The following is a 14,116-nucleotide window of genomic DNA, read 5'->3' on the forward strand; positions in this document are numbered from 1 at the left end:
ATGGAATGTGATCACGAGAGACTCCCGCTCACGCGGGGCCAGTTGGACATTTGGCTTTCGGAGGAAACCGGCCTCGCGGGTGTCAAGTGGCAACTGGGCATGCTGGCGCGGATTGACGGCGTCATCGAACACGAAGTGCTCCAACGAGCGATTCGTCATGTGGTGCGCGAGGCTGAACCCCTCAGAGCTACCTTCGCCGAAGCCGATGGCCAGGTTTTCCAGACGGTAGTTGACTATCCGGATGTCGAGCTTGTCCGCCACGACCTGACGGAGTCGTCTGATCCGGCGCAGGACGCCTATCGGGTAGCGTCAGCGATCCGGCAGACGCCGATGCCGCTCAGCGGCCCGTTGTTCAAGTTCGCGCTGCTGCAGACACGCGCCGACGAGTTCTACTTTTTTGTGTGCTGCCACCACATCGCGATCGACGGAATCGGGATGGCCCTGGTCTGCCACCAGATTGCCGCTGCCTACACAGCAATCGCTGGTGCCGCGCCGATGCCACCTGCGATCTTCGGCTCATTGAAGAGCCTGATCGATTGTGAGTCGGAATACGAGGCTACCGAGGATTACCTCGACGATCAGGCCTATTGGGCCAGGAACGTTCCGCCCGAGAGTGAACACCGCTCTGGACCGGCTCTCGGAGTCGCAAACCCGCCCAACCAGTATGAGCCTTCTGCGCCGATCCAGCTGGCCTCTTCCGTCGTGGCCAGGGCCCGCGGTCTGGCGAAAGCCCTGGGGGTGCGTCGTGCCTCGGTGATCACCGCGGCCTACGCGCTGCTGGTGCATGGCGAGATCGGGGGAACCGAGGTCGTACTCGACCTTCCGGTCAGCCGGCGGGTGCGTCCAGAGGCACTGATGGTGCCCGGCATGGTGTCCGGGGTTGTGCCTTTGATTTTGGGCATGTCGCCGCAGTCGACTGTGGCGGCCTTGTGTGAGCATGTCGACCAGCGGTTCCGAGATGCGCTGCGCCATCAACGATTCCCGTTGCGCGCGATCGAGAACAAGTCGCGATTCCAGGGCACGGGACAACCGTCGGCCCGGCCTGCCATCAATTTCATTCCGACCATTCCCGAGGATCAGTTCGGTGGCGCTCCGGCATCGGGAACCGTCACACACACCGGCCTGGTGGATCAGTTCGGTCTGGTCTTCCTCCAGAAAGACGAGGACCTTCTTCTCAGCACGACGGGCGTGGGCGAGCTGTTCGTCGGTTGCGACGCCCGCGATTTGGCGGATCGCTTCGAGCGGGTTCTGACCTCGATGACCGCCGATCCGGGACGGCCGCTTTCCGCGATCACTGTCCGCGCTGACGTCGAGGAACTCGACGGGTGGGGTAACCGGGCCGCTTTGAATCGGACGATGCCGGTGGCGGCGTCGATCCCGGTGCTGTTCGACGCGCAGGTGGCTCGAGATCCGGCGGCGGTCGCGGTCAGCTTCGGTGCCAGTTCGATGTCGTACCGCGGATTGGATGCCGCTTCGAATCGGTTGGCGCACCTGCTGCTCGAGCAGGGCGTGGGGCCCGGGCACCGGGTGGCGTTGTTGTTCCCACGTTCGGTCGAGGCTGTGGTGGCGATCATGGGGGTGCTGAAGACCGGTGCGGCGTATGTGCCGATCGATCCTTCGGTGCCCGACGCACGGCTGGATTTCGTACTGGCCGACTCCGAGCCGGCGGTCGCGGTAACGACCGCTGATCTGGCCGATCGGCTGGATGGGCGCGGGTTGACGGTGATCGATGTCAATGACCGCGCGGTCTACAGCCAGCCGGGTACGGCGCTGTCCGTAGGGCCGACGCCTGACGACATCGCGTATTTGATCTACACCTCGGGGACGACGGGTGTGCCCAAGGGTGTGGCGATTCCGCATCGGAATGTGGCGCGGTTGCTGGATGCGATCGATCGTGATGTGGACTTGTCGGCGGGTCAGGTGTGGACGCAGTTCCACTCATATGCGTTCGATTTCTCGGTGTGGGAGATTTTCGGTGCGCTGCTGCACGGCGGCCGGTTGGTGGTGGTGCCCGAATCGGTGACGCGCTCGCCTGAGGAGCTCCACGCCTTGCTGGTCGCCGAGCGGGTCAGTGTGTTGAGTCAGACGCCGTCGGCGTTCTACGCGCTGCAGGCGGTGGATGCGGCCCAGCCGGAAAATCGGATGGCGCTGGAGGTCGTGGTGTTCGGCGGGGAGGCGCTGGAGCCGTCGCGGCTGAGCCCGTGGTTGGCCGAACATCCGAGGCTGCCGCGGTTGATCAATATGTACGGAATCACCGAGACCACGGTGCATGCCTCGTTCCGTGAGATCACCGCTGCCGATCTGGGGAATGTGGTCAGTCCGATCGGTGTGCCGTTGGCGGATCTGGCGTTTTTCGTACTGGACGGTTGGTTGCGTCCGGTGCCCGCCGGGGTGGTGGGCGAGTTGTACGTCGCCGGTGCGGGTTTGGGCTACGGGTATGTCGGTCGGGTGCCGTTGACGTCGACGCGATTCACAGCGTGTCCGTTCGGGTCGCCGGGGATGCGGATGTATCGCACCGGGGACCTGGTGTCGTGGCGCGCGGACGGGGAACTGCAGTATCTGGGCCGTGCCGATGAGCAGGTCAAGATCCGTGGCTATCGCATCGAATTGGGTGAGATCCAGTCTGCGCTGATGGCGTTGGACGGTGTCGAGCAGGCGGTGGTGATCGCCCGTGAGGACCGGCCCGGGGACAAGCGGCTGGTCGGTTATGTCACCGGGACCGCCGATCCTGCTGTGTTGCGTGCCGCGCTGGCGGAGAAGCTGCCGCCCTACATGGTCCCGACCGCTGTGGTGGAGATCGAGGCCCTGCCTTTGACGGTCAACGGAAAACTCGATATTCGAGCGTTGCCGGCCCCGGAATACCAGCATGTCGATGGCTACCGGGCTCCGAGCACGCCCACCGAGGAGATCCTGGCCGGCATCTACGCCCAGATCCTCGGCCTGGACCGCGTCGGTGTGGACGCGTCGTTCTTCGAGCTGGGTGGCGACAGCATCCTGTCGATGCAGGTGGCCTCCCGTGCTCGGGCCGCAGGACTGACGTGTCGCCCACGAGACATCTTCGTCCAGCAGACCGTGGCCCGACTTGCCCAGGTGGTCGAGGCGACCGGTGTCACCGACCAGCCCGCCGACGAGGGTCTCGGTCCGGTGGTGGCGACCCCGATCATGCGCTGGCTGAAGGGCCTGGAGCGTGCCGACGGCCCGATCGACGAGTTCAATCAGACGGTGGTGCTGCAGGCACCCGCCGGTGCCTCCGAGGACGACGTCGTAATCCTGTTGCAGGCCTTGCTCGATCTGCACGGCATGCTCCGATTGCGTGCCGAGGACGACGGCACCGGCGCATGGTCGCTGACAGTGCCCGACGCGGGGGCAGTCGACGCCGGTCAATGCTTGCACTCAGTGGACGTGCTGTCCGATGAGTCGCTGGTGGCGGCCAGGTCAGCGTTGAACCCTGCCGCCGGGGCGATGCTCCGCGCGCTGTGGGTGACTTCCACGAGTCAGCTGGTGCTGATCGTTCACCATCTGGCGATCGACGGTGTGTCATGGCGAATTCTGTTGGAGGACCTCAACATCGCCTGGTCCCAGCATCGAGGCGGCCAACCGGTGGTGCTGGCGCCGGCGGGTATGTCGTTCGCCCGATGGGCGGGCCTGCTGGCGCAGTTCGCGCAGGATCCGCACGTGACGGACCAGACGTACGCATGGCGGCAGGCGGTGGCCACACCGCCGGCGCTGCCCGCGCCGCAACCCGAGGTCGATACCTACCAGACCGCCGGGCAGCTGTCGATGACGCTCGACCGCGAGACCACCCACCTACTCCTCGGTGAAGTGCCCGCGGCGTTTCATGCAGGCACTCAAGACATTCTGCTGATCGCGTTCGCGCTCGCGGTCGCCGAATTCTCACGTGGCGGCGGCGCCCCGATCACCATCGATGTCGAGGGCCACGGCCGCACCGAAGAACTCGGCGCCGATCGCGACATCGACCTGTCGCGCACGGTCGGCTGGTTCACCACCAAATACCCGGTAGCCCTGGCGGTTCGCGAATTGCGTTGGTCCCAGGTGGTCGCCGGTGACGCGGTGCTCGGGACCGTGATCAAAGACGTCAAAGAGCAGCTCCGCGCTCTGCCGGACGGCCTGACCTACGGTCTGCTGCGCTACCTGAACCGCGACGTGGACCTTTCCGGACCCGACCCGGCGATTGCGTTCAACTATCTGGGCCGCCTGGGTGGAACCGCCGGCGATACGTCCGGCGATCGGTGGCAGATCCAGCCCGAGGGCTTGTCGTCGACCCGCGCCGCCGCGGCGGTGCCCACGTCACTCGGGCATACCGTCGAACTCAACGCAGCCACCCTCGACACGGACGCCGGCCTGCAACTGAACGCCGACTGGACGTGGGCACGCTCGGCGCTCGATGACGAGCAGATCAGTCGATTGAACCGGTTGTGGTTCGAGGCTCTGGTCGGCATCTGCGAGCATGTGCGAAGCGGTGGCGGCGGATTGACTCCATCGGATATCGCCCCCGCGGAGCTGAGCCAGGACGAGATCGACGAGCTCAGCCGGCACCACCGTATCGCCGACGTCCTGCCGCTGACCCCGTTGCAGCAGGGATTGCTCTTCCACGCGGACACCGCACAGGGCTCCGACGACGTCTATGCGATGCAGCTGGATGTCGCGCTGAGCGGCCCGCTCGACGCGCAGCGGCTGGGCGAAGCGGTGCAGACGGTGGTCCGCCGACATCCGCAACTGGCGGCCCGGTTCTGCGGACAGTTCGAGCAACCGGTGCAGGTCATCCCCGTTGATCCCGTGGTGCCCTGGCAGTACATCGAGTTGGAAGTCAACGGCATTGGCACCGACGGTCACATCGAGGAGATCTGCGCCGGCGAACGTGCTGCGGTCTGCGATCTGGAGAACCAACCCGCGTTCCGGGTCGCGCTCATTCGCGTCGCGCCCGACCGGCATCGGTTCGTGCTGACCGCTCACCACATCGTGCTCGACGGCTGGTCGATGCCGATCTTGCTCCAGGAGATCTTCGCCGGGCTCAATGGGCAACGACTGCCCGCCGCCGCGCCGTATCGCAGTTTTGTCACCTGGCTCTGCGAACGTGATAGCGCCGGTGCCCATGAGGCGTGGCGCGAGATCCTGGCAGGGTTCGAAACGCCGACGCTGATCGGTCCGCCCGAGCGAGATGGACTGGGGCAGCGAGGTGTTGAGTCGTTCCGGCTGTCCGAGGAGATCACGAGGGCGCTCGGCGATCTGGCACGCTCGCATCACACCACCCCCAGTGTCGTGTTGCAGGGCGCGTGGGCGCTACTGCTCAGCTCGCTCACCGGCCGGCAAGACATCGCCTTCGGCACGACGGTCTCCGGACGCCCCGCCGACGTTCCCGGCTCGGATTCCATGGTGGGCCTGCTGATCAACACGGTGCCGGTGCGGGCGATCCTCCACCCGGACACCACCACCGCGGACCTGTTGCAACAATTGCAGGGCGCCCACAACGACACCCTCGAACACCAGCACGTGGCGCTCAACGACATCCACCGGATCACGGGCCAGGACAGACTGTTCGACACCCTCCTGGTCTTCGAGAACTACCCGGTCGATGCCACGGCACTGTCGAACATCGACGGCTTGGCGATCACCAAGTTCGATTTCCGCGAATCCAACCATTACCCGTTGGCGGTGCAAGCTCTGCCGGGCCGCGAACTACAACTCCGCGTCGAATATGACTCCGAGGTGTTCGGCCTCGACGCCATCGAGGCCCTGATCGAACAGCTGAATGCGGTTCTGTCAGCGATGACGGCAGACCCGCGGCGGCCGTTGTCGTCGGTGGATCTGCTCGACGAAGCTGCCCACGCATGTCTCGATGCGTGGAGCCATCGGGCGGTGTTGACCAAACCGGCTACGGCGGAGTCGATTCCGACGTTGTTCGCCGAACAGGTGGCCCGCACCCCAGATGCGGTGGCGGTCACTTTCGATGGCCGGTCGATCACGTATCGGGAGCTCGAGGACGCCGCCGACCGGTTCGCGCACGTGTTGTCTGCTCACGGTGCGGGCCCGGGCGAGGTAGTGGCGCTGTTGTTCTCCCGGTCCTCCGAAGCCATCGTGGCAATTCTCGCTGTATTGAAAACCGGCGCGGCCTACGTTCCGGTCGATCCTGCGCTACCGCTTGCCCGCATCGAGTTCATGGTGGCCGATGCCGCGCCGGTCGTGGCGGTCACCACGGCGGCACGGCGGTCGCGCCTGGACGGGTGCGAGGTTCCGGTCATCGACATCGGCGATGTCGCGGCGACCGCAGACTCCGTTTCGGGAGCTCGCTCGAGCAATACCCTGACGGGCCCGGCGCCCGATGACATCGCGTACATCATCTACACCTCGGGCACCACCGGCGTCCCGAAAGGTGTTGCCATCCCGCACCGCAACGTGCCGGGCCTGTTCGGATCCCTCGGCGCTCACGTGTCGTCGGGACCGGGGCAGGTATGGACGCAGTGGCACTCCTACAGCTTCGACGTCTCGGTCTGGGAGATCTTCGGTGCGTTGCTCCATGGGGCGCGCCTGGTGGTCGTGTCAGAGTCGGTCGCCGCATCGCCCGACGACTTCCACGATCTGCTGGTTGCCGAACATGTCACCGTGCTGAGCCAGACCCCATCCGCTGCTGGCATGATCGCGCCCCAGGGCCTGGAATCTGCGGCGTTGGTGGTGGCCGGCGAGGCGTGTCCGCCCGAGCTGGTGGAGCGCTGGGCTCTGGGCCGGGTGATGATCAACGCCTACGGTCCCACCGAGGCCACGGTGTACGCGTCGATCAGCGCGCCCCTCGCCGCGGATTCGGTGGTGCCGATCGGCGCGCCGGTCGCCGGGGGAGCGTTATTCATCTTGGACGGTTGGCTGCGTCCGGTGCCGCCCGGAGTCGTCGGTGAGCTGTATATCGCCGGTCGCGGTGTGGGGACAGGATATTGGCGCCGGTCGGGGCTGACTTCTTCGCGGTTTGTGGCGTGCCCGTTCGGGGCGCCGGGAACCCGCATGTACCGCACCGGCGATCTGGTGCGGTGGGGCCTCGATGGTCAAGTGCAGTATCTGGGGCGAGCCGACGAGCAGGTGAAGATCCGCGGCTACCGCATCGAACTCGGTGAGGTCCAGGCCGCCCTGGCCGCACTCGACGATGTCGTGCAGGCCGTGGTTGTCGCTCGCGACGACGGCCCCGGGGGCAAGCGCCTGGTCGGTTACATCACCGGCACCGCCGACCCGGACCAGATCCGTGCTCGGCTCGCGGAGCGACTCCCGAGCTACATGGTCCCGTCTGCGGTGCTGGTCATCGACACGGTGCCTCTGACAGTCAATGGCAAGCTCGACCGACGCGCCCTGCCGGCACCGGACTACGTTGGCGGCGAGGGCTACCGGGCCCCGGCCAACCCGGTCGAGGAGATCCTGACCGACATCTACATCCGTGTTCTCGGCGTGGACCGGGTGGGCGTCGACGATTCGTTCTTCGATCTGGGTGGGGACTCCTTGTCCGCCATGCGCCTGGTCGCGGCGATCAACAAATCGCTGGATGCCGGCATCGCTGTGCGCTCCTTGTTCGACGCGCCGACAGTCGCGCACCTGGCCTCCCATATCGGTGGGCACGAGGCTCGGTTGGAGCCGGTGGTGGCCCGTGAGCGGCCCGCGGTGGTTCCGCTGTCGTTCGCCCAGTCCCGTTTGTGGTTCCTGGACCAATTGCAGGGTCCGTCAGCGGTTTACAACATGACGGCTGCGTTCCGGGTCAGCGGTGTTCTGGACATCGACGCCATGAATGAGGCGTTGGCCGACGTGGTGGCTCGCCACGAAAGTCTGCGCACCCTGTTCGTCGCACCCGACGGCGTTCCACGTCAGGTGGTGATGGCCCCTGGGCAAACGGAACTCGGCTGGGATGTCGTCGCTGCCGGCGGGTGGACACCGGAGGAGCTGCAGGCTGCTCTCGAGGCCACAGCACGGCATACATTTGACCTGTCCAGCGAGATTCCCCTGCGGGCACGACTTTTCCGCCTGGCCGACGACGAGTACGTACTGGCCGCGGTGGTGCACCATATCGCCGCAGACGGCTGGTCGATCACCCCACTGGTGGCTGATCTGGGCGTGGCCTACGCCCGCCGTTGCGCGGGGCAGGCTCCCGACTGGGCGCCCCTGCCGGTGCAGTACGCCGATTACACCTTGTGGCAGCACGCGCAGTTCGGCGACTTCGAGGACAGCCAGAGCCGTATCGCCACACAGCTGAGCTACTGGCAGGACGCGTTGGCCGGTATGCCCGAGCGTATTGCCCTGCCCACCGATCGGCCGTACCCGCTGACGACCGATCAGCGCGGAGCCACGATGACAGTGGACTGGCCCGCGGAGTTGCAGCAGCAGGTTGCCCGCGTGGCACGTGAGCACAACGCGACCAGCTTCATGGTGGTTCAAGCGGCGCTCCTGACCCTGCTTGCGAAACTCAGCGCGAGTTCAGATGTCGCGGTGGGTTTCCCGATCGCCGGACGTCGCGATCCCGCGCTGGATGAACTGGTCGGCTTCTTCGTCAATACCCTGGTCCTGCGGGTCGACCTGGCCGGGGACCCGACGGTTACCGAGATGCTGGCTCAGGTCCGCGCGCGCAGCCTGGCCGCCTTCGATCACCAGGATGTGCCGTTCGAGGTGCTCGTCGAGCGGCTGAACCCGACTCGATCCCTGGCCCACCACCCACTGATCCAAGTAGCGCTGGCATGGCAGAACCTCGCCGGGTACGACATCAATGATTCAGCTGTCGGCCTGGAGTTGGGCGATTTGCAGGTCACTCGGATGCCGGTGGACACCCACACCGCCCGAATGGATTTGAATTTCTCGCTGGCTGAACGCCGGACCGATTCCGGCGAGCCCGCCGGAATCGGCGGCACGGTGGAGTTCCGCACCGACGTGTTCGACGCCGATACCATCGCCACACTGATCGCCCGGCTGCAGCGGGTGCTGACGGTGATGACTGCCGACCCGACGGCGCGATTGTCGTCGGTCGATCTACTCGATGACGACGAGCATGCCCGGCTCGCTGCGATGGGCAATCACGAAGCGCTGACCCGTCCGGCTCCCCGGCCGGTCTCGGTCCCCGCGTTGTTCGCCGAGCATGTGGCGCGCACCCCCGGGGCGACGGCGGTCACCTACGGTGACCGTTCGTGGACCTATCGTGAACTCGATGACGCTGCGAACCGGTTGGCGCACTTGCTCACCCGCCGGGAAGCAGGCCCCGGCCAGTGTGTCGCGGTGCTGTTCAACCGGTCCGCCGAGGCGATCATCGCGATCCTGGCGGTCCTCAAGACCGGCGCGGCGTATCTGCCGATCGATCCGTCGGTGCCCGATGCACGGTTGGAGTTCGTACTGACCGACGCCGCGCCGGTGGCCGTGGTCACCACCGCCGATCTCGCCGAGCGGGTGCAGGGGCGCGGTGTCGCGGTCGTCGACGTCAGCGAGGTCGATGCCACGGCCGCCGCTGGTGGGTTGCCGACGCCGCGCGCAGATGACATCGCCTACCTGATCTACACCTCGGGTACCACCGGTGTGCCCAAAGGTGTGGCGGTCACCCATCACAACGTGACCCAACTGCTGGAGTCCCTCGATGCCGGGCTGCCACGCCCGGGAGTGTGGCCCCAGTGTCACTCCCTGGCCTTCGATGTCTCGGTGTGGGAGATTTTCGGCGCCCTGCTCCGTGGTGGACGGGTGGTGGTCGTACCCGAGGACGTCGCGGTCTCACCGGACGACTTCCATGCCTTGCTGGTCGGGGAACGAGTCGACGTTCTCACCCAGACACCCTCTGCGGTACGGGCATTGCCGACCGAAGGCTTGGAGTCGGCGGCCTTGGTGGTGGTCGGCGAAGCCTGCTCACCCGAGGTGGTCGAGCAGTGGGCTCCCGGCCGCGTGATGATCAATGCGTACGGACCCACCGAGACCACGATGTGCGTGGCGATCAGTGCGCCCCTGCAGCCCGGCCACGGCGTGCCGATCGGCTCACCGGTTCCCGGAGCCGCGCTGTTGGTGCTCGACGAGTCGCTACGTCCGGTGCCTGCCGGAGTGATCGGTGAGCTCTACGTGGCAGGTGCGGGTCTGGCGTATGGCTATGTGGGCCGAACCGGGTTGACCGCCTCGCGATTTGTCGCGTGCCCGTTCGGCGGCATCGGCACGCGGATGTATCGCACCGGAGACCTGGTGTGCTGGCGCCCGGACGGTCAGTTGCAGTACCTGGGCCGCGCCGACGAGCAGGTCAAAATCCGCGGCTACCGCATCGAACTCGGTGAAGTCCAGGCCGCATTGGCAGCGCTCGATGGCGTGGAGCAGGCGGTGGTGGTCGCCCGCGAGGACCGTCCCGGCGACAAGCGGCTCGTTGGCTACATCACCGGCACCGCCGATCCGGCCGGGATCCGTGCTGAATTGTCGGACCGGTTGCCCGCCTTCATGGTGCCCGCCGCCGTGATGGTGTTGGACGCGATTCCGTTGACGGTCAACGGAAAACTCGACACCCGTGCGCTTCCCGCTCCCGACTACGGCTCCGGGGACGGGTATCGCGCCCCGGCAGACGCGGTGGAAGAGGTCCTGACGGGTATCTACGCCCAGGTTCTCGGGCTGGACCGGGTCGGTGTCGACGACTCGTTCTTCGACCTTGGCGGCGACAGCATCTTGTCGATGCAGGTGGTTGCCCGGGCCCGCGCCGCGGGGCTGGTGTGCCATCCGCGTGATGTCTTCGTCGAGCAGACGGTGGCCCGGTTGGCGCGCGTAGCCGGAACGGCCGGCGCATCGCGGGGCCCGGTCGACGAAGGAGTCGGACCGGTGCCGGCGACTCCCATCATTCGGTGGCTGAACGACGTGGAACGCGCCGACGGTCCCGTGGACCAGTTCAACCAGACGGTGCTGTTACAGGCGCCCGATGGGGTGGCCGAGGCCGATGTCGTAATCATGTTGCAGGCCTTGCTCGATCGGCATGGCATGCTTCGGCTGCGAACCGGGGATCCTGACGCGGGCTGCTGGTCGTTGACCGTGCCCGAGGCAGGCGCGGTCGACGCGCATGGATGCCTGCAATCGGTGGACACCCTTACGGATGAGGCGCTGGTGGCGGCGCGGTCGCGGTTGAACCCGGCCACCGGGGTGATGCTGAGCGCGCTGTGGGTGACCTCGACGAGCGAGCTTGTGCTGATCGTCCACCACCTCGCTGTCGACGGGGTGTCGTGGCGAATTGTCCTGGAAGACCTCAATCTCGCGTGGGCACAGCGTCGCGGCGGACAACCGGTGGATCTGCCGCCTGCTGGGACGTCCTTCGCGCGGTGGGCCGAACTGCTGGAGACGCACGCCGACCACCCGGACGTTGTGGCTCAGGCCCCGGTGTGGCGGCGGGTGGCGGCCACCCCTGCGGTGTTGCCGGCGGTGTGCCCCGACGCGGACACCTATCAGACGGCCGGTCAGCTCGCGGTGTCCCTGGACGCCGGAACGACGCGCATGTTGCTCGGCGAAGTGCCGACGGCGTTCCACGCCGGGGTGCACGACATCCTGTTGATCGCGTTCGGGCTTGCGGTGGCCGAATTCTCCGGGACGTTGGGCACACCGGACATGCCTATCGCCGTCGACGTCGAAGGGCACGGGCGTCAGGAAGAACTGGGCGGAACCCTCGATCCGAACACCGATCTGTCGCGCACTGTCGGGTGGTTCACCACCAAATACCCGGTGGCATTGAACTTCGCGGGCCGCACCGGGGGACTGACCTGGTCCCAGGTGGTAGCCGGCGATGCGGCACTGGGCTCGGTGGTCAAAGACGCGAAGGAGCAACTCCGTTCGCTCCCGGATCCGCTGACCTACGGCCTGCTGCGCTACCTGAACGCCGACGTTGATCTGGACGGGGCCGACCCGAACATCGGGTTCAACTACCTGGGGCGTCTTGGCGGCGGATCCACCGCGGCAGCCGATGAGCTGTGGCGGATATCCGCGGATGGTCTGTCGGCCACCGGTGCGGCCGCGGCGATACCCATGCCGTTGACCCACACCGTGGCACTCAACGCGGGCACCCTCGACACCGATTCGGGCCCGCAGCTGCAAGCCAATTGGACCTGGGCACGCTCGGCTGTCGACGACGCACAGATCAGCCGGCTCAGCAAGCTGTGGCTGGACGCTCTGGCCGGCATCTGTGCGCACGTGCGAAGCGGCGGGGGTGGACTGACGCCGTCGGACATCGCGCCGGCCCGGCTCAGCCAGTCCGAGATCGATGAGCTGGCGCGGCAATACCGGATCGCCGACATCCTGCCGCTGACCGCGTTACAGCAGGGACTCGTCTTCCACAGCACTAGCGCGCAGAATCCCGACGACGATCTCTACGTGGTGCAGTTGGACATCACCGTCGCCGGTGTGCTCGACGAGCACCGGCTGCGGGATGCCGTGCAGGCCGTGGCCACCCGCCATCCGCACCTGGCGGCCAGGTTCTGCGAACAGTTCGACGAGCCCGTGCAGATCATTCCGGCCGATCCCACCGCAGGGTGGCGGTATGTCGAATTAGGCACCGCCGCAACCGAAGAACAGATCCAGCAGGTGTGCGCGGACGAACGCGCAGCCGTCTGTGATCTGGCCCATCCACCGGCCTTCCGGGTGGCGATGATCCGCACCGGACACAACCGGCACCGGGTCGTGCTCACCAACCACCACATCGTGCTCGACGGGTGGTCGCTGCCCATCCTGCTGCAGGAGATCTTCGCCGGCTATCAGGGACAACGGCTGCCCGCGGCCACACCGTTCCGCAGCTTCATCAACTGGCTCGCCGATCGGGACCTCCCCGCCGCCCACGCCGCCTGGCGCGAGGTGCTGGAAGGTCTTGACAGCCCGACCCTCGTCGGCCCGTCGCAGAAATCGAAGCTGGGGCAGCGGGGCGTGCTGGCACATCGAGTGCCCGCGGAAACCACCCGCGCGCTCAACGAACTGGCGCGCTCACATCGGACCACCGCCAACATCGTCTTGCAGGGCGCCTGGGCGCTACTGCTGAATTCGCTGACCGGCCACGGCGACATCGTGTTCGGCACGGTCGTCTCGGGGCGCCCGGCCGAGGTCGTGGGCGCGGAATCGATGGTGGGCCTGCTGATCAACACGGTGCCGGTGCGCGCGGATATCACCGCGGCGACCACCACCACTGGCCTGCTCGACCAGCTGCAACGTGCGCAAACGAAGACCCTTGAGCACCAATATCTCTCGCTCAGCGAGATCCACCGCATCGCCGACCACGACCGACTGTTCGACACCCTGTTCGTGTTCGAGAACTACCCGGTGGACACGGGCGCGTTGTCAGGCGGCGACGGTGGGTTGGAGATCATCGAGGTCGCCAGCCACGAGTCCACCGACTACCCGCTGACGATGCAGGCCATACCCGGTGACGAACTGCGCCTGCGTCTCGAATACGACACAGCCGTCTTCGACGTCGCCGACATCGAAGTTCTCGCCCACCGCATCGAGGCAGTGCTGGAGGCGATGACGACCGATCCGGGTCGCTCGCTGTCGACTGTGGACCTGCTCGACGAGGCCGAGCGCAGCCGTCTGGCGCGCTGGGGGAACCGGGCGGTGCTGTACGACTTGGCGCAGCCGGCGTCGGTGCCGGAATTGTTTGCCGCGCAGGTGATGCGGGCACCGGAATCGGTGGCACTGGTCTGCGGGGATCATTCACTCACGTATCGAGAACTCGACGAGTCCGCGAATCGGTTGGCGCACTTGCTCGTCGGTCACGGGGTGGGTCCCGGCGAGCGGGTGGCCTTGATGTTCCCGCGTTCGGCCGAGGCCATCGTGGGGATCCTGGCGGTCCTCAAGGCCGGGGCGGCCTACCTGCCGATCGATCCGGCGCTGCCCGAGGCCCGCGTGGAGTTCATGCTGACCGACTCCGCCCCGATCGCCGCGGTGACCACCACCGAGTTGGTCGACCGGTTCGACGGGCACGGCCTGATGATCTTCGACGTGACGGACCCCGTCGTCGCCGACCAGCCCAGCGCGGCGCTGACGCCCCCGGCTCCCGACGACATGGCTCACATCATCTACACCTCGGGGACCACCGGACAGCCCAAGGGTGTGGCGGTCACCCAGCGCAACGTGGCGCAGCTGTTCGACTCGCTCCAGA

Annotated in this window: 1 pseudogene (cut by a window edge); it reads left to right on the forward strand. The window is 66.6% G+C overall.

The window, feature by feature from the left end:
• Positions 1–14,116 (forward strand): annotated as a pseudogene (locus EH231_RS05935) (non-ribosomal peptide synthase/polyketide synthase) (its annotated part continues 18,037 nt past the right edge of the window); the annotation flags it as partial.

It is taken from the genome of Mycolicibacterium nivoides (assembly GCF_003855255.1).
GTDB lineage: Bacteria > Actinomycetota > Actinomycetes > Mycobacteriales > Mycobacteriaceae > Mycobacterium > Mycobacterium nivoides.